The sequence below is a fragment of the Psychrobacillus mangrovi genome (assembly GCF_037104765.1).
Lineage (GTDB): Bacteria > Bacillota > Bacilli > Bacillales_A > Planococcaceae > Psychrobacillus > Psychrobacillus mangrovi.
The window spans coordinates 1-25,245 of record NZ_JBAWSY010000022.1 but is presented as its reverse complement, the minus strand read 5'-3'; the positions used below and the strand labels follow the sequence as shown (position 1 = coordinate 25,245).

The 25,245-nt window shown below is 35.7% G+C and carries 27 protein-coding genes; 23 read left to right on the top strand and 4 right to left on the bottom strand.

Translation table 11 applies throughout. From position 1 onward, the window contains the following. Positions 1-2: 2 nt before the first annotated feature. Entirely contained in the window at positions 3-1,088 is a 1,086-nt protein-coding gene (locus tag WAX74_RS18330) for an ABC transporter substrate-binding protein (RefSeq protein ID WP_336499112.1), read from the top strand. A gap of 80 nt (positions 1,089-1,168) precedes the next feature. Further along, positions 1,169-1,615: a YaiI/YqxD family protein gene (locus WAX74_RS18325; RefSeq protein WP_336499111.1), complete on the top strand. Its 447-nt coding sequence runs from the start codon at positions 1,169-1,171 to the stop codon at positions 1,613-1,615. A 2-nt stretch (positions 1,616-1,617) separates the two neighbouring features. Here the strand turns inward: WAX74_RS18325 and WAX74_RS18320 are convergent, their stop codons facing one another. Then, entirely contained in the window at positions 1,618-2,487 is an 870-nt protein-coding gene (locus WAX74_RS18320; protein ID WP_336499110.1) for a glycerophosphodiester phosphodiesterase family protein, read from the bottom strand. 200 nt (positions 2,488-2,687) lie between these two features. Between WAX74_RS18320 and trhO the strand changes: the two genes are divergently transcribed. The 11 genes from trhO to WAX74_RS18265 all read left to right on the top strand — a co-directional run bounded on the left by trhO (position 2,688) and on the right by WAX74_RS18265 (position 11,595). Next, positions 2,688-3,644: an oxygen-dependent tRNA uridine(34) hydroxylase TrhO gene (trhO, locus tag WAX74_RS18315; RefSeq protein WP_336499109.1), complete on the top strand. Its 957-nt coding sequence runs from the start codon at positions 2,688-2,690 to the stop codon at positions 3,642-3,644. A gap of 207 nt (positions 3,645-3,851) precedes the next feature. After that, complete coding sequence (locus tag WAX74_RS18310) at positions 3,852-4,298, top strand: GNAT family N-acetyltransferase (RefSeq protein WP_336499108.1); 447 nt, start codon at positions 3,852-3,854, stop codon at positions 4,296-4,298. A gap of 15 nt (positions 4,299-4,313) precedes the next feature. Further along, on the top strand, positions 4,314-5,618 hold the full coding sequence (locus WAX74_RS18305) for a D-serine ammonia-lyase (RefSeq protein WP_336499107.1): 1,305 nt from the start codon (positions 4,314-4,316) through the stop codon (positions 5,616-5,618). A 173-nt stretch (positions 5,619-5,791) separates the two neighbouring features. Further along, positions 5,792-6,181, top strand: coding sequence for a GntR family transcriptional regulator (locus WAX74_RS18300; RefSeq protein ID WP_336499106.1), 390 nt, complete (start codon positions 5,792-5,794; stop codon positions 6,179-6,181). Next, complete coding sequence (locus WAX74_RS18295; RefSeq protein ID WP_336499105.1) at positions 6,178-7,287, top strand: DUF1648 domain-containing protein; 1,110 nt, start codon at positions 6,178-6,180, stop codon at positions 7,285-7,287. Before WAX74_RS18300 ends, WAX74_RS18295 begins: the two co-directional genes overlap by 4 nt. A 219-nt stretch (positions 7,288-7,506) precedes the next feature. After that, the gene (locus tag WAX74_RS18290) at positions 7,507-7,995 is read left to right on the top strand and encodes a GNAT family N-acetyltransferase (protein WP_336499104.1); all 489 of its coding nucleotides are present in this window, start codon (positions 7,507-7,509) and stop codon (positions 7,993-7,995) included. Positions 7,996-8,073: 78 nt separating this feature from the next. Beyond that, positions 8,074-8,670, top strand: coding sequence for an AAA family ATPase (locus tag WAX74_RS18285; RefSeq protein WP_336499103.1), 597 nt, complete (start codon positions 8,074-8,076; stop codon positions 8,668-8,670). Positions 8,671-8,860: 190 nt separating this feature from the next. Beyond that, positions 8,861-9,544: an HAD family hydrolase gene (locus WAX74_RS18280; protein ID WP_336499102.1), complete on the top strand. Its 684-nt coding sequence runs from the start codon at positions 8,861-8,863 to the stop codon at positions 9,542-9,544. 68 nt (positions 9,545-9,612) lie between these two features. Beyond that, positions 9,613-10,410 (top strand): class I SAM-dependent methyltransferase, encoded by a 798-nt coding sequence (locus WAX74_RS18275; RefSeq protein WP_336499101.1) that lies wholly within the window; start codon positions 9,613-9,615, stop codon positions 10,408-10,410. Positions 10,411-10,530: 120 nt separating this feature from the next. Then, complete coding sequence (locus WAX74_RS18270) at positions 10,531-11,046, top strand: shikimate kinase (protein ID WP_413788994.1); 516 nt, start codon at positions 10,531-10,533, stop codon at positions 11,044-11,046. Between the two features lie 57 nt (positions 11,047-11,103). After that, the gene (locus tag WAX74_RS18265) at positions 11,104-11,595 is read left to right on the top strand and encodes a GNAT family N-acetyltransferase (RefSeq protein ID WP_336499099.1); all 492 of its coding nucleotides are present in this window, start codon (positions 11,104-11,106) and stop codon (positions 11,593-11,595) included. Between the two features lie 163 nt (positions 11,596-11,758). Here the strand turns inward: WAX74_RS18265 and WAX74_RS18260 are convergent, their stop codons facing one another. Beyond that, positions 11,759-12,199, bottom strand: a complete 441-nt coding sequence (locus WAX74_RS18260) for a peptidylprolyl isomerase (protein WP_336499098.1) — start codon at positions 12,197-12,199, stop codon at positions 11,759-11,761. A gap of 77 nt (positions 12,200-12,276) precedes the next feature. Here WAX74_RS18260 and WAX74_RS18255 point away from each other — a divergent pair, with 77 nt between their 5' ends. The 3 genes from WAX74_RS18255 (at position 12,277) to nhaC (ending at position 15,140) form a co-directional block, all read left to right on the top strand. Further along, positions 12,277-12,471, top strand: coding sequence for a YwbE family protein (locus WAX74_RS18255; protein WP_336499097.1), 195 nt, complete (start codon positions 12,277-12,279; stop codon positions 12,469-12,471). A 29-nt stretch (positions 12,472-12,500) separates the two neighbouring features. Then, on the top strand, positions 12,501-13,604 hold the full coding sequence (locus tag WAX74_RS18250) for an amidohydrolase (protein WP_336499096.1): 1,104 nt from the start codon (positions 12,501-12,503) through the stop codon (positions 13,602-13,604). Between the two features lie 93 nt (positions 13,605-13,697). Next, a complete protein-coding gene (gene nhaC / locus WAX74_RS18245; protein ID WP_336499095.1) occupies positions 13,698-15,140 on the top strand; it encodes a Na+/H+ antiporter NhaC in 1,443 nt (480 codons plus the stop codon). A 59-nt stretch (positions 15,141-15,199) separates the two neighbouring features. Here the strand turns inward: nhaC and WAX74_RS18240 are convergent, their stop codons facing one another. Next, positions 15,200-16,447, bottom strand: coding sequence for a transcriptional regulator (locus tag WAX74_RS18240; RefSeq protein ID WP_336499094.1), 1,248 nt, complete (start codon positions 16,445-16,447; stop codon positions 15,200-15,202). Positions 16,448-16,537: 90 nt separating this feature from the next. Here WAX74_RS18240 and WAX74_RS18235 point away from each other — a divergent pair, with 90 nt between their 5' ends. Both WAX74_RS18235 and WAX74_RS18230 read left to right on the top strand, forming a co-directional pair. Further along, positions 16,538-17,650, top strand: coding sequence for a mandelate racemase/muconate lactonizing enzyme family protein (locus WAX74_RS18235; RefSeq protein ID WP_336499093.1), 1,113 nt, complete (start codon positions 16,538-16,540; stop codon positions 17,648-17,650). A 14-nt stretch (positions 17,651-17,664) separates the two neighbouring features. Then, the gene (locus WAX74_RS18230; RefSeq protein WP_336499092.1) at positions 17,665-18,354 is read left to right on the top strand and encodes a GNAT family N-acetyltransferase; all 690 of its coding nucleotides are present in this window, start codon (positions 17,665-17,667) and stop codon (positions 18,352-18,354) included. A 195-nt stretch (positions 18,355-18,549) separates the two neighbouring features. Here the strand turns inward: WAX74_RS18230 and WAX74_RS18225 are convergent, their stop codons facing one another. Continuing rightward, on the bottom strand, positions 18,550-19,005 hold the full coding sequence (locus WAX74_RS18225; RefSeq protein ID WP_336499091.1) for a hypothetical protein: 456 nt from the start codon (positions 19,003-19,005) through the stop codon (positions 18,550-18,552). Positions 19,006-19,472: 467 nt separating this feature from the next. Here WAX74_RS18225 and WAX74_RS18220 point away from each other — a divergent pair, with 467 nt between their 5' ends. The 5 genes from WAX74_RS18220 to WAX74_RS18200 all read left to right on the top strand — a co-directional run bounded on the left by WAX74_RS18220 (position 19,473) and on the right by WAX74_RS18200 (position 25,018). Beyond that, on the top strand, positions 19,473-20,714 hold the full coding sequence (locus WAX74_RS18220) for an MFS transporter (RefSeq protein ID WP_336499090.1): 1,242 nt from the start codon (positions 19,473-19,475) through the stop codon (positions 20,712-20,714). Between the two features lie 117 nt (positions 20,715-20,831). Next, positions 20,832-22,496 (top strand): hypothetical protein, encoded by a 1,665-nt coding sequence (locus WAX74_RS18215; RefSeq protein ID WP_336499089.1) that lies wholly within the window; start codon positions 20,832-20,834, stop codon positions 22,494-22,496. A gap of 265 nt (positions 22,497-22,761) precedes the next feature. Beyond that, a complete protein-coding gene (locus WAX74_RS18210; protein ID WP_336499088.1) occupies positions 22,762-23,574 on the top strand; it encodes an amino acid ABC transporter substrate-binding protein in 813 nt (270 codons plus the stop codon). Continuing rightward, the gene (locus WAX74_RS18205; protein ID WP_336499138.1) at positions 23,561-24,262 is read left to right on the top strand and encodes an amino acid ABC transporter permease; all 702 of its coding nucleotides are present in this window, start codon (positions 23,561-23,563) and stop codon (positions 24,260-24,262) included. Before WAX74_RS18210 ends, WAX74_RS18205 begins: the two co-directional genes overlap by 14 nt. 21 nt (positions 24,263-24,283) lie before the next feature. Beyond that, positions 24,284-25,018 carry an amino acid ABC transporter ATP-binding protein gene (locus tag WAX74_RS18200; protein WP_336499087.1) on the top strand — a complete coding sequence of 245 codons (735 nt, stop codon included), beginning with the start codon at positions 24,284-24,286 and terminating at the stop codon, positions 25,016-25,018. The last annotated feature ends 227 nt before the right edge of the window (positions 25,019-25,245 follow it).

Sequence of the window (25,245 nt, the reverse complement as noted above, 5' to 3'; positions counted from 1 at the left end):
TTGTGAAAAAGCGTTGGTTGATACTACTCGCATCGATTATTCTTTTATTGGGTGCGTGTTCTTCTAATGGAAAAAAAAGTGCCGATGAAGTGAATGATGAAGTGGATAAAAATAATCCATCTGGTGATTTGGCACCATTAGAAGAGAAAGTAAAGGTAATTATTGCAGAGGATGGAGCAGCATCTGGAGCAGGCTTTTATATCGCAAAAGAAAAAGGATACTTTGAAGACTACAATATTGAAGTCGAATTTGCACAATTTGCAAACAGTGATGAAATGTTACCAGCTCTTGCATCTGGTGATGTAGATATTGCAGGAGGAGTATCAACAGCGTCGTTCTTTAATGCTATTGCACAAGGTATAGACGTGAAGATCATTGCAGATAAAGGGCATAATGTGCCAGGGAAATCTTATTTTTCATTTGTAATTGGTAATCATATGAAAGATGAAATCAAGGAATATAAAGATTTTAAAGGTAAACGTATTGCAGTCTCTTCTAAAAATTCGATTGATGAATACATTTATTTGGAAATGCTCAAGCATGCAGGACTTACACCAGAGGATGTTGAATTTGTATTGCTTGGCGACTTCGGAAGTATGCTAGGAGCTATTGAAAATGGTTCGATTGATGCTGCTCTTCAAATTGAGCCGCTTATTGCACAAGGAATCGAAAAGGGATTTCACGAACGTTTCGGTGATGCAACAGATTACGCACCGGAATCCCAAATTGCTATGGTACTTGGATCTCCAAAGTTTATGAATGAGGAAAAAGATGTATCACTACGTTTCATGGCAGCTTATTTAAAAGGGGTTCGAGATTATAATGATGCATTCGTAAAGGGAGAAGGAAAAGCAGAAGTAATTGATATTATGACACAGCATACATCCTTAAAAGATCCAGCCCTTTGGGAGAAAGTTTTTGTTACCGGTCTTGATCCAAATGGAAAAATGTTTTTAGATGATGTGAAAAAACAGTATGATGTATATAAAGCTAACGGTGCGATTGATGGGGATGTTGACTTTGATAAGGCAGTTGATACATTCATCACAGAAAAGGCAGTAGAGATTTTAGGGGAATACGATAAATAAAACGCCCAATAAGCATTGGGCGTTTTTTTATAAAATGGTATACAATGAGGAAATATTGAATGGTAAATGAGGTGCGTAGGATGGTAAATGTTTTAGTTGACGCAGATGGATGCCCGGTAGTAGATCTAACAATTGAAATAGCAAAGAAATTTGATTTAAAGGTGACATTGCTATGTGATACTGCTCATTATATGCAAAGAGAAGGGGCAGAAACGATTATGGTATCAAAAGGTGCAGATGCGGTCGATTTTGTATTAGTAAATAAAGTGAACAAGGGAGATATCGTTGTTACACAGGATTACGGTCTTGCGGCAATGGTATTAGCAAAACAAGGCTTTGCAATTGATCAAAACGGTCGCTGGTACACACCTGAAAATATTGATCAGCTATTAAACAGCCGTCACATCTCAAAGAAAATTAGACAAGCGGGTGGACGTTTAAAGGGACCTAAAAAGCGTCAAAAAGAAGATAATGACAAATTTGAGGCAAGTTTTAATAGACTATGTGCACATGCTATAAATAAATAATGCTAATCGAATTCATCTTTTATTCTAATTCCTAAATCAGGATTATTGATGAAAATACCGTTTGATTTCAGATTTAAAGCTTTTTTCATTTCTACTTCATTTTCAATCGTATATAGATGAATTTGAAGGCCGTTTTGTTGGACTTCCTGAATAAAATCTGTCGTCACAGAATTAAGGTTAACTCCAATACCACTTGCATAAGAACGTAAGCGATTATATTCTTGAACCGAAAGTGCGGCTTCTTCCTCGTTGAAACTATATAACTTAATAAGAGTAAGCCTCGGTTCAAGCTGGTAGACTTTTGTTAAACTATCTTCATTAAAGGATTCAATAATAACTCTAGGCAATCCCTCATTTACTTGAATCAGGTTATATTGTTTTAGCAAAGCAAGAAGTTTTTCTTCCATAGCATTATAAATACCAGGAGATTTCATTTCTATGTAATAGTTCACTTCATCTCCAAAATACAAAAAGATTTCTTCTAATGTAGGTACCTCCAGACTTTCAAATTGTTTATTTGCTAGGTCTGGAAAGGTCTGATTAAACCATTTCCCCGCATTCAATTGTTTTAATTCGTCTAATGTGTATTCTTTTACAAACCCAGTTCCATCCGTAGTTCGGTCTACCTTCTCATCATGCATAGCAACCAATACACCGTCTTTTGTCATTTGCAAGTCTATTTCAATATAAGTAGCGGCTGCTTCTTTTGCTGCTTCATAAGCAAGAATCGTGTGTTCAGGAGTATATGCAGATGCTCCCCGATGTGCAATAATGATAGGTTCCTCTACAGGAAAAGGTTTCATACTAATTTCACTTACACCACAAGCGGCTATGAATAAAAAAAGAGCAAGGATTATAGGGAGTCTTTGCATAAGAACCTCCTTTCAGGCAAAAAAACAAAGATAACAAAGAACGTATATATATACTATTGTTTATAAAGACGAACAAGAAGCAGTTAGTGCAAACTTGTTCGTTTTTTTGATAATACAAAAAAAACAATTTATTTAACAAGTACCCGATTTTTTGGTATATTAAAACGAATGGACAAATTTTAGAAAAGGTGGAGTAAAAAATGGACACACATGCATACAGAGTATTACTTTACTATAAATATGTCTCAATTGAAGATCCAGTAACATTTGCACAAGAACACCTTGCTGCTTGTAAAGAAATTGGGTTAAAAGGGCGTATTTTAGTATCAAATGAAGGAATTAATGGGACATGCTCCGGAACTATTGAGCAAACCGACTCGTACATGAACATGATGAAAGCGGATGAACGTTTTGCTGACATGGTGTATAAAATAGATGAAGCAGATGGACACGCATTCAAAAAAATGCACGTTCGACCTAAAAAGGAAATTGTACATTTAGGATTAGAAGAAGATATTAACCCGAATGAAGTAACAGGTAAATATCTATCACCAAAAGAATTTTTTGAGCAAATGCAAGCAGAAGATACAGTAGTGATCGATGCTCGTAATGATTATGAATTTGATTTAGGACATTTTCGCGGAGCAATTCGTCCTGACATTCGCAATTTCCGTGATTTACCTGAATGGATTCGTGATAACAAAGAAATGTTAGAAGGTAAAAAAGTTCTTACGTATTGCACAGGCGGGATTCGATGTGAAAAATTCTCTGGGTGGTTAGTTCGTGAAGGCTTCGAAGGCGTAGGTCAACTACACGGCGGTATTGCAACTTACGGGAAAGATCCAGAAGTTCGAGGTCAGCTATGGGATGGACAAATGTACGTATTTGACGAGCGTATTGCTGTTCCAATCAACCAAGTAGAGCATGTTGTTGTCGGTAAAGATCATTTCACTGGTGAGCCATGTGAGCGCTATGTTAACTGTGCAAACCCAGATTGTAATGACAAAATTTTATGTTCAGAAGAAAACGAACATAAATACCTACGTAGCTGTTCACATGAGTGCCGAGTGCACCCACGCAACCGCTACATCGTAGAACACAAATTATCAGAAGAAGAAGTAGAAGCAAGACTAGCTGCTATAGAAGAAACAGTATAATATAACGAACCCAAATCCCACGCTTTCCCAAAGCGTGGGATTTTTTTATTACAGAGGTGTTACTGGTGCCTGCCACCTGAACCACCTCTGTAATAAAGCTTGGGGTTTGGAAAGTATACTATGAGAATAGAGGGAATTCGACTTACAATAGCGAAAGGTAACTAGAGTTCGTTTTATATTTAAGTATAATTGAATGGGGGAAACGTAATGGCAATCGAAGTGAAGAGAATTTCAGATTTGAATGAAGTCGACGTAACCAAACTAATTCAAGAAAGCGAAAAAGAAGGATATCGATTCGTATCCAGATTAGCGAGTAAATATGAAGATGGTACGAGAAGATTCAACGAACAAGGAGAGGCACTTTATGGGGTATGGGAAGACGAGGAAATAGTAGCGATCGGTGGGCTAAGACAAAGCATAAAAACTTCTGAAGAGCAATCCGCTCGATTACTTCGCTTCTACACATTACCAGAACACCGTCGAAAAGGTATCGGAAGTGAGCTATGTAAAGTGATAGCGGAAAATGCAAAAGGACAGTTTAAAGAGATTACTACTAAAACTGAATCCGCCAAAGCAGATGCTTTTTATCGAGCAAATGGTTTTGTATTTGAAGACCGATCGCCTGATACTACCCATGTATTAAACTTAGAATAGAAAGGATTTACAACTATGAACTTACAACAATTGATAGAGAAATATCCTTTGATAAAGGAAATGCAAAATACAGAAGAGGTCATTTGGTTCAATTCCAATCAAACAAAGACGTCTGAAGCTCTTCGAAATATAACAGTAACAAGTGAGATGGTGCAGGATGCAAATGATCGACTAGAGCGATTTGCTTCTTATATTGAAGTTGCTTTCCCTGAAACCGCAAAAGCGAATGGAATTATCGAGTCGCCGCTTGTTGGTATTCCGACAATGGCATCTGCCGTAAAGGAATTATTTAAAACTGAATTTAATGGAGAGCTTTTATTAAAATGCGATAATGACTTGCCAATTTCAGGTTCTATTAAAGCCAGGGGTGGCATTTATGAAGTGCTAAAAATTGCAGAGACACTCGCAATCTGCGAAGGTTTATTAACGTCAAAGGACGATTATGGAGTCCTTGCAAAGGAAGAATATAAAAAATTTTTCTCTGGCTATTCAATTGCAGTTGGATCAACAGGAAACTTGGGCTTAAGCATTGGAATAATTAGTGCTAAGCTAGGTTTCCGTGTAACCGTGCATATGTCGAGTGATGCAAAGCAATGGAAAAAGGACATGCTACGACAAAAAGGAGTAGAGGTCATTGAATATGCTGCCGATTATAGTCTGGCTGTAGAAGAAGGAAGAAAGCAAGCTGAACAAGACCCAAAATGCTTCTTTATAGATGATGAAAACTCTATCGACTTATTTGTTGGATATGCAGTAGCCGCTAGTAGATTAAAGAAACAATTGGAGCAGTTAGGAAAAATGGTAGATGAAGACCATCCATTATACGTTTATTTACCATGCGGTGTTGGTGGAGGTCCAGGAGGCGTTGCATTTGGTTTAAAGCTTCTATTTGGTGATCATGTTCATTGTTATTTCGCCGAACCAACACACTCTCCCTGTATGCTTCTCGGATTGATGACAGGATTACATGAAAATATCTCCGTACATGATATCGGGTTAGACAATAAAACAGCTGCAGACGGGCTTGCGGTAGGCCGTCCATCAGGATTTGTTGGAAAAACATTAGAACAACTAATAGACGGTAGTTATACAATAAGCGATCAAACCATGCATCAACTGCTTACTTTATTAGCCGACAAAGAGAATATTAGGCTTGAACCATCCGCTCTTGCTGGTATGACGGGTCCAATTCAAGTAGCAAAGCATGGAGCTAACTTACAGAACGCTACTCATATAGTATGGGCGACTGGTGGGGGTATGGTACCTGAGAGCGAAAAAGTAACGTACTATGAAATGGGACGACAATTTCTTAATCGGTAGAGTTTTATGATTAGGAATAATTAATTTAAAAAATAGAAAAACCTACTCTCTTCGGAAAGTAGGTTTTTCTATATGCATAAAAATATTTTATTTAAGAAACACTTTGCTCTATTACTTATAGAACAATTGTGTTATACTAAGAATAGAACAAGGGGTAAATAGGAGGTAGCATCATGTTTATAGAAATAAAGACAAATTCATCCGTGCCAATCTATTTACAACTAGCACACCAATTAATCGAAGGTATTGTACGAGGGGAGTTAAAACCTGGTGACTCATTACCATCTGTCCGAGCATTTGCAGCAGATCTAGGGATGAATATGCATACAGTAAATAAAGCGTATCATTACTTAGAAGAAAAAGAATTTATACAAATTGTCGCAAAATCCGGTGTTTTTATACAACCAAATGGAATTCCAGGGGCAACTGTAATAGAAAAACAACAGCTCAAGGAACAAATGAGACCCTTACTGGCAGAAGGATTGGTATTAAAGCTTTCTGAAGAAGAAATGGTAAAGATGCTACATGAACTCGTTCAAGACATTAAGGAGGGAAAACCATGATTATTTTGTTATTCGCATTTATACTATTATTTACTACTGTATTACAAGCATTTATGCCAAAGTTTTTAAAGCAAACAGAAGCCTTTGGAGTGTATGTTCCAGAGCAATATTCGACAGAAAAAACAGTAATCCGTTTGAAAAGCAAATATACACGTGTTGTTTTGATAGCAGGATTGGTCATATTAGCTGGGTATTTATTATGGTCATTAACACAAAACCCTACAGAAGCTACATTAGCGCTTATAAGCGTAGGTGTTCAATTTTCAATGCTTTTTATAAGCATTGGCTATTATTTTATGATGCATTTACGAGTAAAAAAACTAAAAGAAGAACAAAAGTGGCTATCTGGTAAAAGTGAAGTGCGCGTCGTAGATATAAAATTTCAAGATAAGCTGAAATTAATCCCAAAAGTTGTTTTTATAATCCCGATGATTGTTACGATTGGCCTTATTATTTATACATTTATTAAATATCCTGAAATGCCAGATATGATTCCGACCCATTGGGGGCCAAATGGACAGCCCGATGATTTTAGTGAAAAAACATATTTTAGTTCCATTGCTATACTTCTTTTACTACTGGTCATGCAGGGTATGTTTCTATTGATGAGCGAAGGAATGAGATTTTCAGGATCTAAGATAAATCCAGCGAACAAAAAAACTTCCCTTGCACAGCAGCTTGAATTCCGAAAATACACAAGTTGGTTTGCTCTATTCATCTCAATAAGTGTGACACTAATGATGGGTTATTTGCATCTGCAAACTATTCATCCGGACATATCCTCTGCCTGGGTTATGTTAGCATTACCAATTACATTTTTAGTCGTTGTATTATTTGGAGTACTCATTTATGCAGTTAAGGTTGGTCAGAGTGGTTCGCGCATAAAAATAAAAGAAGATAGCCCTAATTTAGAACATTCAATTACAGCGGTTGATGAAGATCGATACTGGAAGGGTGGAATTTTATATTTTAATCCGGACGATCCAAGCATTTTAGCAGAAAAACGCTTTGGAGTAGGGTGGACACTAAACTTTGGTCGACCTGCAAGCTGGATCATTTTATTATTACCGCTTATCCTAATTCTCACAATTGCATTTAATTTATAGACAAATAAAGTCATTTCCTATCATTAGGAGATGGCTTTTTTAGGTGGAGAACATATTTGTAATATCGGCTTTCTTAAAAGACTCTATTAAAGAGTGCAGTTACTTGGGTGGCTCTTATTTTAATTGAATTCCCGTAGGAGGGTAATTAAAGAAGGTTTTTTATAGAAGAAGAGAGAATTACATAATTTAGCAAGGTTTAATAAATGTAGGGGATGGATTATGTTAATAAGAGAGATGAACTTTTCAGATATAGATAGAGTGAGGGATATCGCAATTGCTGCATGGAGAGACACATATAGTAGTTTTATTCCAGAGGAAATCCAAGATAAAGTTTTAAAGGATGCTTACTCCAATGAGGAGATGGATAACCGATTTAAATTCTCTCTAAATTTGGTTGCTGAAAATAATGAAGAGATTATGGGATATGTTTTTTTCTCAGGAAATTTATCGGATAAAGATGTGTTCTTGGAGTCCTTGTATATACATCCTAATCACCAAGGAAAAGGGATAGGAAAACAACTGATGTTAACTGGCGTTGCAAATTTCAAAGAACTAACTACTTTATCATTAACAGTATATAAGGGAAATCGCAATATTTCTTTTTATGAAAGAGAAGGATTCAAGGCAATAAAAGAAATTAATGGAGAATTTTATGGACAACCATTAGTTTTTATAATGATGAAAAAGAATCTGCTCAATATGGAATAACAAAAGATTATGCGGAAAATAAATTCTTAAAGGTGTTTCATCGTTCTATTACGGTGAATTCAAAAAAGGGTGATACTATTGATTATTTGGATAAATGGGGCATTTGGTTCGGGGAAAACGCAGACTTCATACGAATTAAACAGAAGGATTCCTAATTCCTTTGTATATGATCCAGAAAATATAGGTTCTTTTATAAACAAGAATATACCAAAAGAAATTCGTAGAGGGGACTTTCAAGATTACAGTATCTGGCGAGAGTCAAACTACACTATTTTAAAATACATAGATAGTGAATATGACGGTATTGTTATTGTTCCAATGACTATAGTAAATCCACAGTATTTTGAAGAAATTGTAGACAAACTAAGAGATGATGGAGTAATAGTCAATCACTTTGTACTGTGGGCTTCTAAGGAAACCTTAGAAAAGAGACTAAGAAGCAGAGGTGAGAGAAAAAACTCATGGGGTGCAAAACAAATAGATAGATGTATTCAAGGATTATCTAACGAAATATTTAAGCATCGAATAGAAACGGATAATATGACAATAGAAAGTGTAGTAGAAACAATTGCATCCAAGTTAGACATCCATTTACTCGCTGACAACAGAAATAAGTTTAGAAAAGGATTGGACAGAATTAAGACACATATTAAACAAATTCAATTTATAAATTAGGTAGGTTACTTTTTTCAGCTAACCGATGCATTAATAAAAAGGGCAATGTCGTTAGACCGTTGTCCTTTATTTAGGTCTTCCGATAATTATCATTTTCACCTATTAACAAAGAAGCAGATTAGTTGAAAAATGAGTTTGTGTTAATTATGAAGAGCGATATGAGAATACTTAAAATGGGAGTGTTTTAATAATGATTAAAGCGGCTATATTTGATTTGGATGGAACTTTGTTAGATAGGGATGAATCTGTAAAACTGTTTATAAATAGACAATACGATAGATTGAATAAACTAATAGGTCATATTCCAAAAGAAGAGTATGTGACTAGATTTTTAGAACTAGATAACCGAGGATATGTTTGGAAGGATAAAGTATATCAACAATTAGTCGATGAATTTAATCTTACTGAGATAACTTGGGAAGCACTACTTCAAGATTATATTAGTGAGTTTAAAAATAACTGTATTCCTTTTCCTAATCTAATTGAAATGTTGGAAGAATTAAAAAGCAAAAATCTTCTTTTAGGAATGATTACAAATGGATATGGACAGTTTCAGATGGATAACATTATAGCTTTAGATATAGAAAAGTATTTTGATATTATTTTGATATCCGAATGGGAGGGAATAAAAAAGCCAGACCCTCGAATATTTAACAAAGCATTGGAGAAACTTCAGGTTTCAGCTAATGAAAGTATATTTATGGGGGACCATCCAGAAAATGATGTCGTAGGGGCTCAGAAAGTAGGAATGAAAGGTATCTGGAAGCAAGATTTTCAATGGGAAAATGCTCATGCAGATTATATAGTTGATGACTTAATGGAATTACCTTCGATTATTGAAAAGCTGAGGAGTTTAAAATCAAGGGTTGGATGAAACAAATTTGCATTAAAGAATTACCAGATAATTTAACACTGATAAACAACGGAGAGGAGGGACAGTTAATGACAGATTACGGTAAAGAATTGTTTAAGGGTACAGCTTGGTATTATTCACGCTATAGACCCTTATATCCAGCTTCTTTAATAAGATATTTAATAGATAAGTTTTCTCTCGACGGTAAAGGTCAAATGCTCGATTTAGGGTGTGGTACTGGACAATTGGCATTCAGGTTTACCGATTGGTTTGAAAGAATAGTTGGGATTGATACAGAGCCTGAAATGCTAAAAGAAGCAATACGTCTGGAAAAGGAATTTAGAGTAGAGAATCTGGAATGGTTTAATGGAGAACTTGATACATATAAGGATAAATTTGATGGAAATTTTAGATTTGCAACAGTTGCTAAGGCGTTCCACTGGATGGACAGAGAAAGGGTTCTTGATACTTTATATGAAATGATATCTTATGGTGGTGGTGTTGCCATCATTGATAATTATTCTCCAAATAAAGAACTTTTACCGTGGCAAAAGAAAGTGAACGAGGTAGTTAAACAATGGTATGGAAATCAAAGAAGAGCAGGTAAAACAACATATTCTCATCCAACAGTTAGCTATCAAGAAATTGTATCAAATTCTAAATTTGACTTGGAAATGATTGAGTTACCAAATTATGAGCAATTATGGACATTAGATTCAATAATTGGCAATCTATATTCGACTTCCTATGGTTCTAAACATTTCTTAGGAGAAAATGTTAAATTGTTTGAAAAACATTTAAAAGAACAATTATTGGAAGTTGATAGTAGTGGTGTTTTTAAGGAACAAATAAATATATCAATAAAACTAGCTATAAAGAACCAATAATTCTGCTGGCTGAACACACTAGTTTTACATATTAAGCCGACCGAAGATACGAATTTATCATTTGGGGGAAGTACGTTGGAAAAATTTATTTTTTTATTTGGACCACAAGCTGTTGGGAAAATGACAGTCGGACAAGAACTAGCTTCAATAACAGGATTAAAGCTTTTTCATAACCATATGACCATTGATTTATTAGAACCTCTCTATGGATTTAGTCCTGAAATGTGGCGTCTAACACACTTGTTTCGACGAGAAATATTTCATTCCTTTTCAAAAAGTGAACATTATGGAATGATATTTACCAAGATTTGGTATTTCGATAAAAAAGAAGACTGGGACGAGATTGAATACATGTGTAATATTTTTAGTTCGCAGGGTGTTGAGATATATTTCGTTGAATTGGAAGCAGATGTAGATGAGAGACTTATTCGAAATAAAACAACACATAGGCTTGAACATAAGCCAACTAAGCGAAATATCGAACAATCCGAACAACATTTACTTAGTACATTAGAAAACAGAAGGTTAAACTCAATAAAAGGTGAAATTAAAACAAAAAACTACATGCGAATTAACAATACAAATTTGGATGCAATGGAAGTAGCTCGTATGATAAAGAAAGAATTTAGTTTATAAATAGAAACCTATAGAAATGCGTACAAGTGATTAGAGATCTATTTACATTAAACAAAAATGATAATAGGAGTCATATGTAACAACCATGTATCGTCCAATAAATTACTTTCTGAAGGATTAAAGGTAGAGGAATTTATAGAGGGGGATTTTGAAAAGGTTGTTGAATTGGATAGAAATGCTTTTGGGGATTCAAGACGAAAATTCCTTGTAAATAGAATTAACCAGTCTCACCAATGTCTTGTCCTCAGAGATGAAATTGGAAAAGTTCTTGGTTATGGTCTCTCTATTTTAGGTCCAGTAAATTTAATTATAGGACCAATTGTTGCCCCTGATTACAACACAGCTACCTATCTAATTAATCAATTGGCTCTAAACTATAGTGGAAAGTTAAGGATTGATACTGTTACAGACGATGAAATGATTATGAAGTTTTTAAGGGATAGTGGCTTTGAGAAAGTGGGTCAACCTCCTATAATGATAATTAATTCAGATAAAATGCCTCTTAGAAACAACAATTTATATGCTATTGCAGCACAAATTTTCGGATAATATAAAAATATTTATTTCAATAGTGTAGCAATGAAGAATGAAAGTACGTCCATTATGCAAAAACAGGCAATGGTGAAAACAGCCTAAAAAAAATGACTGAAGATAAACTCGAATTTTCGAGTTTATCTTCAGTCTGAAACTTCCCTAAGGGAGCTTCTCTAGATTATTCTGCGTCGAATACTTCTACTTTTTCCATTTTAGCGCCGTTTGACATAGCTTTTGCTACTTCCAGACCGCTTGTTACTTTACCAAAAACAGTGTGAACCCCATTTAGATGTGATTGTGGTTCATGTACGATGAAGAATTGGCTAGATCCAGTGTCTTTACCAGCATGCGCCATAGATAGGCTGCCTGCTTCATGTTTGTGAGGGTTGCCGGCAGTTTCACATTTAATTGATTTGCCGCTTCCGCCCATGCCTGTACCAGTTGGGTCGCCACCTTGACTTACAAAGCCAGGAATAACACGGTGGAAAACTACTCCGTTATAAAATCCGCTGTTTGCTAACTCTTCAAAGTTTGCTACTGTGTTTGGTGCTTCATTTGGGAACAAATCAAATTCGATTTTTTCGCCTGAATCCATTAAAATATATCCTTTTTTCGCCATTCAAAACACTCCTTTTTCAAATAAATCCTTATAAGTATAGCATGAAAGTGGTACGATACAAAAAGAGGTGAATCCAAATGAATGGACAAAATAGAAAAGATATAAAACCAGGATTAGAAGTATATATTATTTTGAAAAAAGATCAGCGAACAGGAGAGAAAACACGGGGCATTGTGAAGGATTTATTAACAAACTCATCCTTTCATCCACATGGAATAAAAGTACGATTAGAGGATGGACAAGTAGGTAGGGTTTGTGAAATTATAGGATAAATCAGAAAAGTGAAGGGAAGATTTATAAAATGGATGTAGAATCACAAATTTTACAATGGTTTAATCATTTTCATGAAAACCCTGAAATAAGCTGGAAGGAATATGAAACGACAAACAAGCTTGCAGAGATTCTAGATGAGCTTAACATTCCCTATCGTCGTTTCGATGACGTAACTGGATTACTCGCAGAGATTGGGGAAGGAGAAGAAGTGATAGCAGTTAGAGCAGACATTGATGCACTTTGGCAAGAAGTAGATGGTGTTTTTCGCGCTAACCATTCATGTGGTCATGACGCAAATATCTCCATGGTACTTGGCGCCTTATTATTAATCAAAGATGAAAAACTACATAAGCGTATCCGCTTTATCTTCCAGCCAGCAGAAGAAAAAGGCAATGGAGCAAATGCGATGATTGATAGGGGTGCACTAGAAGATGTCACTCATCTTTTTGGTGTGCATTTACGACCAATTGAGGAGCTTCCGTTTGGAAAGGTATCTCCTGCAATTCATCATGGAGCAGCAATGTTTTTAGAAGGACAAATTAAGGGAATAGATGCACATGGTGCTCGTCCGCATCAAGGTAAAAATGCAATTGATGTTACAGTAGCTATCCATCAAGCATTAAAAAATCTCTACTTCTCACCATTTGAGTCATACTCCGCGAAGTTAACAAAAATACAAGCTGGAGGAGAAAATGCAAATATAATTCCTGGTAATGCAACATTTTCTATAGATGCCCGAGCTACAAAAAATACGATTTTATTTCAAATGAAAGACCAAATTGATAGAAATCTAGAAGCATTACAAACGCTATTTGATATTGAAATGGAATGGGAATGGCAAGATATAACACCTGGTGCTGAAGTTTCACCTGAAGCAGCACAAATTGCTAGAGAAGTAATCATTCAGCTACTGGGAGAAGACAAATTGGCAGACGAGGTAATCACCTCTGGAAGCGATGATTTCCATTTCTATACGATTAGACATCCGGAAGTTGAAGCGGCCATGATAGGCATTGGCTCAGACCTTTCTCCTGGATTACATCACCCAAATATGACGTTTAACCATAATTCACTGCTCATAGGTGCAAAAGTAATAGCGGAAACGCTTTCAAGAATTTCTAAAAACTATTGACGTCAAACTTTTTTGGCTTTATTATTGTGCTATTAACGACCAATAAACGGCAATTCGGAACTGTCGTAAAAATTTGAAAAGGGGAAACTGGGGATGGAAGAAAAGAAAACCGCTGTGGAAAAAAAAGAAATCTCTTTACTATGGGCACTTACTCCATTATTAGTAATGGTTGCAGTAATGATCGTAACGATTGTTTATTTAGAACAAGGACCGCATATTCCATTAATTATTGGGACAGCAGTAGCCGCGCTTGTAGCTTGGAAGCATGGATTTAAATGGAATGATATTGAAGAAATGATGTACAAGGGGATTAAACTAGCTTTACCAGCTGTAGTTATTATTATTTTGGTAGGTTTAATCATTGGAGCTTGGATTGGTGGCGGAGTAATCGCTACGATGATTTATTTTGGACTTAAAATTATTACACCAGCCTTTTTCTTAGTAACTATTTGTGTTATCTGTATGATAGTTTCCTTAGCAATTGGTAGTTCTTGGTCAACAATGGGAACTGTGGGCGTCGCTGGTATGGGGATTGGATTAAGCATGGGAATTCCTGCTCCAATTATCGCGGGTGCGGTTATTTCAGGAGCTTATTTTGGAGACAAAATGTCCCCACTCTCTGATACAACAAATTTAGCGGCAGGTCTTACTGGCACAGGACTATTTGTGCATATTAAACATATGTTATATACAACTGTACCTGGGATAATTATTGCTCTCACCGTTTACGGTATACTTGGCACGAAATACAAAGCAAGCAACCTTGATCAAGGAAGTATCCAAGATACAATCCTTATGCTAGAAAAAAGCTTTGTAATTTCTCCGTGGTTACTATTAATACCAGTTGCTTTAATTGCCCTTGTAGTGATGAAAGTTCCGGCAGTTCCAGCACTAGTAGTAGGGTTTATTTTAGGGACTTTAGCGCAAGTATTTGTACAAGGTGGTTCTCTTGCGGAAGCAATTGGAGCTCTTCAAAGTGGATATGTTATAGAGTCTGGAAATGCAATGGTAGATGATTTATTTAACCGTGGGGGCTTAGATTCCATGATGTATACGGTGTCAATGACACTTGTTGCAATGACGTTCGGAGGAATCCTAGAATTTTCCGGAATGCTCCAATCCATTATGAATCAAATACTTAAACTAGCAAAATCAGCTGGTACGTTAGTAGCTTCAACGATTGTAGCTTGTTTCACGACTAATGCAACTTGCTCAGAGCAATATATTTCAATCGTTGTTCCTGCTCGTATGTTTTCAACCGCTTACACAAAAATGGGCTTACACTCAAAAAATCTATCCCGTGCATTAGAGGATGGAGGGACACTTACTTCTGTTTTTATTCCTTGGAATACATGTGGAGTGTTTATTCTTGGAACTCTAGGTGTTGGAGCATTTGAGTATGCACCCTATGCTGTTTTAAACTATGTTGTGCCACTATTATCTATTGGATACGCGATGACAGGCTTTACAATCCAAAAGTTAACACAAGCAGATATTGCAGAAATCAACAAAAGAGAAGCTTCATTAGAGTCATAAGAAAAAAGGAAAGTTCAGCAAAAGTGAACTTTCCTTTCTTTATAAATTGTCTAGACCTGTTATAAATATGTAGGAAAATTCAACTCATATATAGCACGAGGGCGACCCTGTTGATAGGTCATTTCTTCTCCGGTTACTCGTGCGTATCCATTATCTACGAGCTTTTTTAAGATTCGTTCCGTTGTGCGTCTACTTACTTGTAAATATACTTCTAGGTCGTAGGCGGTAAATTCAACGGAAGTATGTGAACGACTGAACTGCATTATTTTAGAGACGTTTGCTGGACTTAATGTTGTTACCTTAGATAATTTAGCAATTTTAGGTTCATTCGTTTTTAAATGTACTTTCTTTTGATTGTTTGGAAAAGGTCCTAATAACTCTTTGCGATCGGTTAAGACATAGGCTGTATTGTCTTTGGTATAGGGAAGAGCATCTTTTGCATTCTTCGTAGCTTCTATAACTGTTTTACCGAATCCAAAAGCAATTTTAAGCGGGGAAGATGCTAATTCAAGCCAGGTTTCTAAGTAATTGTTTTTAAATGCTTTTTGAACATCTCCCTGAGTTGAATAGAGCAAGTATAATCCTTTATCAGATTTAGTATAGCTTGCTTGAATCGAACTGGATATTTTGTTTAATAGATCCTCCGATATCAATGCATCCTCATTTGTTTGGATAAATCCAACTGCTATTTTAGCAGATTGACTTTTTGCAAGTAGTGCCATTGACTTTGTATCTTCAATTCCCTTTAATATAGAGCCTTTTGGGTCTATCATTCGAATAACGGAAAGATTGTTTTCTCGTAATTTTTGATAGACTGCATGAATACTTGTCACTGCGAGGATCGATTCACCGCTTCGTTGCAAGTTCTCGTGAAAGTTAACGACTTCTTTTATATCGAATGTTGGATCAATTTTCATCATAAAAGGGTACTCTTCTGTTCGCCCAATATCTTCTAGTACATGTTGCACAATTTGTGGCTCTATTAAGTCGATAGAAAGCTTTGATATTGGGATAGATTTGGAGAAACCAATGGATAGCAGCGTAGTAGAAATAGCTGTCTCATCTTGACGCAAATAATGAGAAGGAATTGGTAATTTCTCTCTAGCTTCTTTTGAGTAAAAGTAAGGTAGCGATCCTGAAAAAAATATTGCATCACATGGTTTGATCGTGGGGACTATTTCTGTTGCTTCCATTGGAGATTTATATATATAATAATCCATATGTATAGAAGGTAGCTCGCGTTCCAAATGTTTCAAACGCTCGATAAAATTATGGGATCCTAAGACAGCAATTCTGGTAACCATCATTTCACCTCTTTTTTTTTTATTTTTAAGCGGCTATTTAACGACAACTATAAAGAAGAATTAATTTTTTGTAAAGAAGAAAGGGAGATTACTTTGAAAATTAAAAAAATTGATATATATGCTATTAGATTACCATTAGTTGAGCCATTTATCATTAGCTATCATACATATGATGATATGCCCTCAATAATAGTAAAGTTAACGACCGAAGAAGGCTTAGTAGGATACGGAGAAGCAGTAGCAGATGAGCATGTAACAGGTGAGACCTGGGAGAGTACATATGCGTTACTAAAAAATACTTTAGCTCCTTTATTGATAGGGAAAAATCCAATGGAATTTGAACGTGTGCATGAAATGATGGATAAAGCCGTTTATAATGCACCAGCAGCTAAAGCTGCAATCGATATCGCATGCTATGATGTAGTAGGTAAAAAATTAGGAGTGCCGGTATATCAGCTACTTGGTGGACGCTATCACGAGAAGTTTCCTATTACTCATGTGTTAAGCATTGGCACGCCAGAATCGATGGCAGAAGATGCGGAAAAACGTATGAAGGAAGGCTATTCATCGTTTAAAATGAAAGTTGGTACAGAAGTTCAAGCTGATGTAAAGCGTATACAAGCAGTTCGCAACACGGTAGGCGACGAGATTGCAATACGTGTAGATGTGAACCAAGGCTGGAAAAATAGTGCGAACACTATTACTGCTATGCGTCAATTAGAGAATACGGGCCTAGATTGGTTAGAGCAGCCTGTAGTTGCAGATGATTTCAATGGAATGGTAGAAATTAAAGGGAAAACAAGCACTCCACTAATGATGGATGAAGGTTTAAGGGGCTTTCGCGATATGCGCGAATTAATCGAGAAAAAAGCCGCACATAAAGTTAATATTAAACTAATGAAATGCGGTGGTATTTATCCAGCAATGAAGCTTGCGCATATGGCAGAAATGGCAGGAATCGAATGTCAAATAGGTTCGATGGTCGAATCCTCCATCGGTTCTGCTGCAGGTTTCCATGTAGCGTTTTCTAAAAAAGCTTTTACTAGCGTAGAGTTGACTGGCCCTTTAAAATTCTCTAAAGATGTTGGGAATTTACATTATGATGTTCCTTTTATTAAATTAAATGAACGTCCAGGATTAGGTATAGATGTTGATGAAGCAATTTTACAAGAGCTAACAGAGTATTCTACAACAGTAACAAAGTAAGAGGAAGTGTTTGTATGAAAGAATGGAATGGAATGCTCGGAGACAAAGAATATGTAGTTCGAGTGTTAACAAAAGACAGCATAGAAGATATTTTAAGCATTCAAGAACTTGTTTTAGAAACGCTCGAAAACAATGATTTTTTATCGCCGTTAACAAAGGAAGAATTTGAAGATTCTATCTCGAATCATTTAATGGTAGGTGTTTTTGTAGAAGAGGAATTAATCGCATTCCGTGCGTTGGCAATACCAGAAATAGATGAAAAACATTTAGGTTTTGATATTGGACTCACTACAGAGCAACTGGACAAAGTCGTCTATCAAGAAATCACAAATGTCCTTCCTAATTATCGTGGTTTTGGTATGCAAAAAAGTCTTGGAACTATTGTTATGGAGCTTTTAGACGCCTCTCCATATACACATGTGTGTGCAACGGTAGCGCCATTTAATATTGCTAGCTTAAAGGATAAGCTTAGCCAAGAAATGGTAATTGGCGCATTAAAAAATAAGTATGGAGAAATGCTTCGCTATGTATTTTATAAAAAGCTGCACGAAAATCGTGAAGTAAGTAGCGAAGTTTTAGAAATTAATATGGGTGACATAGAAAAACAACAACAGTTACTTTCAGAAGGATGGATTGGAACAAGTATTTTGCAAAAAGATGACGACTGGTATGTAACGTACGAGAAAAAAGGGACGTATTTATAATTTCAATCAACTAAATATATATAGGAAAACACTTGGTGCGAAAATGCACTAAGTGTTTTTTTATCTGAATAGAATCGAGCTTTCGTATCTAGTGCTCATAAGTTTTTCCAAGAAATAATCTATCTCATATGAGAACTTAACAGTACCATAGAAAACCAACAATGAAATATATAACTTATTTACGTATATTACCCTTCATGAAGTTAGCTCAATACGAGGGAATTCTTTGTTCAGGAATAGTTGAATATGATTTTTCTCTTCTCTAAATACATACAGTTCTTTAATTTCTAATTCACTCATGATGCGGTGAAACCAGCTGAGAGCAATTATCGATTTATTTACCTGAACTAGCAAGAATTCGATTTTTATTTCTTTGGATGATTTAGATATATCTATGAGGTTTATAAGTTTCTCTATTTCATCATTTAATTTGGAGATTAGATGTATAATTAGAACTCCACCAGTAATATTTTTTGAAACATGACGTATTAAATATGAATAGACTTGTATTAATTTCGCAGTTTTGTATTCGAGTTCATCTTTGCTTATGTTATCTAACTCATAAGTTGGTTCAGCAGGTATAAAGTCATCAAAATTTTTCTCCATATAGAGTAAAAATTCTGCAGTGGAATTTTTACTCTTTTTCTTCATATTAATCATCTAGATTCATCCATTCCTAAAGAGTTTAGTTTTTCATCATACTGATAGCGGAGAGATTGGAGAATATCGATATACGTCTCCATCTTACCTTTTATATCGGACGTTTTCTATTGTTGGTTAGTTCTTTTTCTTCTTTTTTTTTGTACTTCGTAGTACTTGTTAATTAAGGAATAAATTAGTTTTTCGTTTTTCTCTTTTTCTATTGCTTTATTCGGTACTAAATGCCCTTTAAAAGAGAGGTAGAAAATCTTATAAAAATGTAATTTTATTTGAAATTATTCTTTGACTTGAAACAGATGGATACTGAGAGACAACTAGAACGATTAGCGCTCTTCTGACACCCTTATTCAGTCAAATGTATGAGGTCCAATCAAGACCTATGACTGAATCCGAAATTGGCAATTTCCATTATAGTGAAAAAAAGGAGAGTTAAGAGTTCATAATTTAAGGGGTGAAATATGATGAAAAATTTATATAACGATACTCGGTTTCGTTTAATTATTTGTGCGAATATCGCTTCATCGATTGGATCTGGGATAACGATGATTGCTATTCCATGGATGCTTGTATCAAGCGAAAGTGGAAATGCTGTATTTGGGTATGTATCAATAGGTATGACTATCATTAGCTTCGCCATTACACCGTTTGTTGGTAATTTAGTGGATAAAGTCTCGAGGAAAAAGTTGTTACTAACAAGTCAAATCGTCTGTTTAATTTTTTTATCGTTTTTTGCAATGATTGGGTTTGTTGGTTTATCGTATGAAATATGGCATTATACTATTATTTATATGATAGGAAGTTTATATTACACTATTTTCTTTCCTACGATGTTTGCATTAAATCAAGAAATCTTTAACAAGGATCAATACAAATCCTTAAATGGAATTATGGAAGTGCAAGGTCAACTTTCCAGTATGATCGCTGGGGGGATAGCTAGCATTTTATTGTTGAAGTGGGATTTACACTATATTTTATTGCTAGATGTATTAACTTATGGAGCAGCTATTTATTTTTACGTGAAACTTCCTTATGTACGGAATAGCATAATTAATACTGGAAAGATGATAAAGTCTAAAGCGAGTGATGGCCTAACATATATGTTAAAGCATCCAATTATGTTTGTATTTCTCGTGTTCTCTTTTATGCCTTTTATCGGAGTAATGCTAACCAACTACTTATTTCCAGTTTATCTTGTAGATATTCTAAAGGCTGATGCAAGTGTGTATGGATTGGAAGGAATGATTTATGCGATAGGAGCAGTTGCCGCCGGATTGTTCGTTCCAACTCTCGCTAGACGGGCAGGAAATGAAAGGACTATTATTTTTGGAGTCATTACTTATACAATAGCTATTTCCCTAATTGTATTTGTAAATCTCCCTGTATATCTGTCGTTGATGTTTTTTCTTGCATTAGGAAATAGTGGTGCAAGAGTGGCAAGAAACTCTTACTTAATGGACAATATTCCAAATGACATAATTGGTAGAGTGGATAGTCTGTTCCGATCCATTGGTTTATTGCTTCGAATTGTCTTGCTTGCAACATTTACAGGAATGGTGTCTTCAGGTTTAATCGTTCTTTGTTTTCTCGTTCTAAGTTCTTTATTGGTTATTTCTTCTATCTTCGTTATTTTCTCTTGGAAAAAAGGTTTAGCTTTAAATGGAAAGAGTATTAATCTTACGATGGAATCAGAAATTATTTAAGTTATTAGGTTATGAAAGTCCGACCAATTGAAGTATAACTAGATAATTATTAACTGAAACCATTTTATCGTTCTTCCGTATAATAACTAAGCAAAAAAGAGGAAGAAGGATGAAGATATGACATTTGTATTTATAATTTCGGGAGTTGTGGCATTACTCACTGGATTAATAATTGTGCCGTGGACTGCTAAAAGGAAGGATACGATGTCTTCCTTTATTGGTCTGGCAGTTTTAACGTTTATTGTTTTAGCAGTTGTATACTATTTAACAAATTTAGATCGAAACTGGACAGCATTATGGCCTTGGTTTGTGCTTGTTACCTTAGCAGGTATGTCGATTTCTAAAGGAAAAGAGCAAAAAGTAAAAGGCTTATTATTCTTAGTAAGTCTAGTAGTTGCTATTTTCATGTTGTCTGCACCTGTTTGGAATGCAGATGAGAAGTATGAAGTGGCAAATATGGATGAAAAAGTGGAGATTGAAGCGTTTGATGAGACAAAAACACCTGCAAGTGTACCACCCAAATTTGCACGTAATAAAATGAAAAAAGCGTTTGGGCAAGTACCAAATACCAGCTATTATGAGTTAGGAAATTTACAAATTCAAAAAGTACAAGATGAATATGTCTATATAGCTCCCGTAGAGTTTTCAGGATTTTTTAAATGGATCAATGGAGATGTGACACCGGGGTATTTTACGATGAGTGCAACAGATTCAGCTGACAATCCAAAGTTTGTTAAGGCAGAAATGGGTTATACACCTTCCTCTTACCTACACAAAAACTTAGAAAGACGTATACGTATGGAGCATCCAACAAAGATTTTTTATGGTGACCCTCAATTGGAAATTGATGAGGATGGAAAACCTTATTATATCCGATCTTATGGGAATTTCATCTCAGCACGAAACGGATTTGAGGTAGAAGGGATAGTTGCGGTTGACCCTGCTACAGGCCAAACGGATTCGTATAGTTTAGAGGAAGTTCCAGAATTTATTGACGGGGCAGTATCCCCAGAAACTGTTAGTCTGCAAAACGGTTACTATGGTAAATATGTGCATGGTTTTATTAATAGTATTCTGAGTAAAAAAGATGTGAAATTGCCTTCGGATGAAGGTACAGAAGCAAATGTTAGTCCAATCTTCGGTGAAGACGGTCAAATGTATTACTTTACAGACTTTACAAGCCCAAAAGAGGGCGTCGATTCAATGCTTGGTTATTCCTTAACAGATGGCCGAACTGGTAAAGCAACCTATTATACTGGGAATCTGGAAGAGTCCTATATGGATTCTCAAGGTGCACTTCAAATAATAGAAAAGAAATTTATTGAAAAGAAATGGAATGGTGAAATGCCTGTATTGTACAATTTCTACGGTGAAGCAAGCTGGTTAACACCAGTATTGGATTCGAATGGTTTTTTACAAAACTACTTCATCGTCTCTGCTGCTAATCCGGAAATTTCGGTTTATGGAAATACACCAAACGAAGCATTGAAATTGTATAAAACTGCTATTCAACGTGGTGGTAGTTCGGTAGATGGGAGCTCAAATGCGGAAGAAAAATCGATAACTGGTACCGTCGTTCGAGTATTCAAAGAACGTGTTGGAGACTTCGCCCAAATTTCTTTCCTGCTTGATAATAAAGAAAACTATATTGTATCTTCTGAAATAGCCCCACTAGCAGTCTATATGCAAGAAGGAGACTCTGTCCAAGTAAAATACTTAAACACGGGAGAACTGTTTCTACCAGTAAAAGAACTAACGATTCAAGGAATTGAAAGTAATTAATGTGAATTTACCATAAATTATTTAGGTTGTTCAGTTTTGAATAACACTTATTTACTCTCTTAATTAGCACTGCAAATCGCAGTGCTTTTTGTTTTGGACTGGAATATTGTTTTCATATATAAATGACTTTTTTATACCTGTATTAAAAAAGCAAGAATTTAAGGTTCATTCTCTCACAAAATAATTAATCGATTTTCTTTGACGTTTACATTCATTTGATATATCATAATACCTAGTAATTATATATGAATTAGGAGGAATAAGAATGAAAAAGATATATATACTAATATTTGCAGTAGTAGCATCAGTATTGTTTTTATCTGCGTGTGGAAATGAAGAACAGAAATCATCTGATCAAAGTGAAAATACAAGCAACGATGTATTAGGGAAAATTCAAGATAAAGGTGAGCTACTAATTGGTACAGAAGGGACATATCCACCGTTTTCATTTCATGATGAGTCAGGAAAGTTAACGGGCTTTGACGTAGAACTTGCAGAAGAAGTTGCGTCACGTTTAGGGGTAAAAGCGAAATTTATGGAGACACAATGGGATGCGATTTTCGGAGGTCTTGATTCGGAGCGTTTTGACGTAATTGCCAACCAAGTCGGAATCCGTGAAGATCGATTAGAGAAATATGATTTTTCAAAACCATATATTACATCTGCAGCGGTATTAGTCACAAATGAGGACAATAACGATGTGAAAAGTTTTGAGGATATTAAGGGGCTAAAAGCAGCTCAGACCTTAACTAGTAACTACGGGGATATGGCTAAATCTCATGGTGCGGAGCTAGTGGGAGTAGACGGTTTCAACCAAGCAATTGAGTTGATTAATTCAAAGCGTGTAGATGTAACAATAAACGATAAATTATCCGTATTAGATTTTACAAATCAAAAACCAGATGCGGCTGTTAAAATTGTTGCGCAAGCGGATGATGCATCACAAAGTGGTTTCATGTTCCGTAAAGGTAATGAGACTTTGGTGGAAGCAGTAAACAAAGCATTAGATGAAATCATTGAAGATGGTACTTATGAACAAATAGCTAACAAATGGTTTGGCGAAAATGTTTTGGAATAGTTTTGAGATAGATCCCGATAAATTAGAGCGTTATATGACAATCGCAAAATCCTCCCTCCTACCATTGTTAGAGGGAGCTGTTGTCTATACTCTTCCATTGACGCTTATTACGTTTACGCTTGGATTAATAATAGCCATATTTACCGCTCTTTCTCGTATTTCACATGTAAAGCCTCTTCAGTGGCTAGCAAGAGTCTATGTTTCTGCAATTCGTGGTACTCCACTACTCGTTCAACTATATATTTTATTTTACGGTTTGCCGTCGATAGGAGTTGTGATAGATCCATTTCCTGCAGCTATTCTAGGGTTTTCTTTAAACGTGGGTGCTTACGCTTCTGAAGTTATACGCGCTGCTATTTTATCAATTCCCAAAGGTCAGTGGGAGGCAGCTCAGATGATGGGGATGAATTACCAGCAAATGTTACGTCGAGTTATTTTACCTCAAGCGACGCGTGTTTCAATTCCACCATTATCTAATACTTTTATTAGTTTGGTAAAAGATACGTCACTAGCTTCTTTGATATTAGTAACAGAAATGTTTAGACGTGCTCAAGAAATTGCGGCAACAAACTATGAGTTCCTTTTGCTATATTCAGAAGTTGCGATTATTTATTGGGTTATCTGTTTCTTCTTATCCATTGTTCAAGGGAAATTAGAGAATCGATTCGATCGATACGTATCTAAATAATGGAGAGGCAGGAGAACCACGATGATTAATATTAAAGGTTTAGTTAAACGTTTTGATCAGTTGGAAGTGTTAAAAGGAATAGATTTATCTATTGAGAAAGGGCAAGTATTTGTAGTTATCGGACCGTCTGGATCTGGAAAGACAACGTTATTGCGCTGTTTAAATGTGTTGGAGATTCCTTCTGAAGGAGCTATTTCGATTGATGACAAATCGTTAGATTTTTCAAATCGTATTGCGAAAAAAGAAATTGAAAGCTTTCGAAGAAAGTCTGCGATGGTTTTTCAGCATTATAATCTCTTTCCACATATGACAGCCTTGCAAAACGTCATGGAAGGTCCGGTTACAGTAAAAAAAGAAGATCGTGAAAAAGCGCGTGAGAAAGCAACAACTCTTTTGAATAAGGTTGGACTAGGAGATAAGCTCGATTATTATCCACACCAACTATCAGGTGGACAGCAACAGCGTGTAGGAATTGCCCGTGCACTTGCACTTGAACCAGAAGTGATGCTGTTTGATGAGCCAACGTCAGCGCTAGACCCAGAACTAGTAGGAGAAGTTCTCCAAGTAATGAAAGACTTAGCTGGAGAAGGTATAACAATGGTCGTAGTAACCCATGAAATGCGATTTGCTAATGATGTAGCCAATAAAGTCATTTTTATGGATCAAGGTAAGATTATTGAACAAAGTGCCCCCAGTGAAATGTTTACAAACCCTCAGGAAGAACGTACCCGTCAGTTCTTAAACTTAATAAAATAAGTCCAAGCATTCATAGATTCTCTGTGGATGCTTTTTTGCTTTTTTAAAGGCTAAGGTTGATTTATCGTAAAATGGTATTATAAAGATTGCCTGCATCTAAAAAAGTTTGTGAACGAATGTACTTAAACTACCATGAAAATAAACTTCTGTAATTTCGGAAAAAAGGCAATACTTAATAAGACGCAGCTCATTCGTTTAAAAAAAAGAGAGCGCCTAATTCATTGAAC

Bases quoted from the DNA above. Each gene is read 5' to 3' on its own strand.
- WAX74_RS18325 (WP_336499111.1), top strand. From the start codon at position 1,169: ATGGTAAATGTTTTAGTTGACGCAGATGGATGCCCGGTAGTAGATCTA.
- WAX74_RS18320 (WP_336499110.1), bottom strand. From the start codon at position 2,487: ATGCAAAGACTCCCTATAATCCTTGCTCTTTTTTTATTCATAGCCGCT.
- trhO (WP_336499109.1), top strand. From the start codon at position 2,688: ATGGACACACATGCATACAGAGTATTACTTTACTATAAATATGTCTCA.
- WAX74_RS18310 (WP_336499108.1), top strand. From the start codon at position 3,852: ATGGCAATCGAAGTGAAGAGAATTTCAGATTTGAATGAAGTCGACGTA.
- WAX74_RS18305 (WP_336499107.1), top strand. From the start codon at position 4,314: ATGAACTTACAACAATTGATAGAGAAATATCCTTTGATAAAGGAAATG.
- WAX74_RS18300 (WP_336499106.1), top strand. From the start codon at position 5,792: ATGTTTATAGAAATAAAGACAAATTCATCCGTGCCAATCTATTTACAA.
- WAX74_RS18295 (WP_336499105.1), top strand. From the start codon at position 6,178: ATGATTATTTTGTTATTCGCATTTATACTATTATTTACTACTGTATTA.
- WAX74_RS18290 (WP_336499104.1), top strand. From the start codon at position 7,507: ATGTTAATAAGAGAGATGAACTTTTCAGATATAGATAGAGTGAGGGAT.
- WAX74_RS18280 (WP_336499102.1), top strand. From the start codon at position 8,861: ATGATTAAAGCGGCTATATTTGATTTGGATGGAACTTTGTTAGATAGG.
- WAX74_RS18275 (WP_336499101.1), top strand. From the start codon at position 9,613: ATGACAGATTACGGTAAAGAATTGTTTAAGGGTACAGCTTGGTATTAT.
- WAX74_RS18270 (WP_413788994.1), top strand. From the start codon at position 10,531: ATGACAGTCGGACAAGAACTAGCTTCAATAACAGGATTAAAGCTTTTT.
- WAX74_RS18265 (WP_336499099.1), top strand. From the start codon at position 11,104: ATGATAATAGGAGTCATATGTAACAACCATGTATCGTCCAATAAATTA.
- WAX74_RS18260 (WP_336499098.1), bottom strand. From the start codon at position 12,199: ATGGCGAAAAAAGGATATATTTTAATGGATTCAGGCGAAAAAATCGAA.
- WAX74_RS18255 (WP_336499097.1), top strand. From the start codon at position 12,277: ATGAATGGACAAAATAGAAAAGATATAAAACCAGGATTAGAAGTATAT.
- WAX74_RS18250 (WP_336499096.1), top strand. From the start codon at position 12,501: ATGGATGTAGAATCACAAATTTTACAATGGTTTAATCATTTTCATGAA.
- nhaC (WP_336499095.1), top strand. From the start codon at position 13,698: ATGGAAGAAAAGAAAACCGCTGTGGAAAAAAAAGAAATCTCTTTACTA.
- WAX74_RS18240 (WP_336499094.1), bottom strand. From the start codon at position 16,447: ATGATGGTTACCAGAATTGCTGTCTTAGGATCCCATAATTTTATCGAG.
- WAX74_RS18230 (WP_336499092.1), top strand. From the start codon at position 17,665: ATGAAAGAATGGAATGGAATGCTCGGAGACAAAGAATATGTAGTTCGA.
- WAX74_RS18225 (WP_336499091.1), bottom strand. From the start codon at position 19,005: ATGAAGAAAAAGAGTAAAAATTCCACTGCAGAATTTTTACTCTATATG.
- WAX74_RS18220 (WP_336499090.1), top strand. From the start codon at position 19,473: ATGATGAAAAATTTATATAACGATACTCGGTTTCGTTTAATTATTTGT.
- WAX74_RS18215 (WP_336499089.1), top strand. From the start codon at position 20,832: ATGACATTTGTATTTATAATTTCGGGAGTTGTGGCATTACTCACTGGA.
- WAX74_RS18210 (WP_336499088.1), top strand. From the start codon at position 22,762: ATGAAAAAGATATATATACTAATATTTGCAGTAGTAGCATCAGTATTG.
- WAX74_RS18205 (WP_336499138.1), top strand. From the start codon at position 23,561: ATGTTTTGGAATAGTTTTGAGATAGATCCCGATAAATTAGAGCGTTAT.
- WAX74_RS18200 (WP_336499087.1), top strand. From the start codon at position 24,284: ATGATTAATATTAAAGGTTTAGTTAAACGTTTTGATCAGTTGGAAGTG.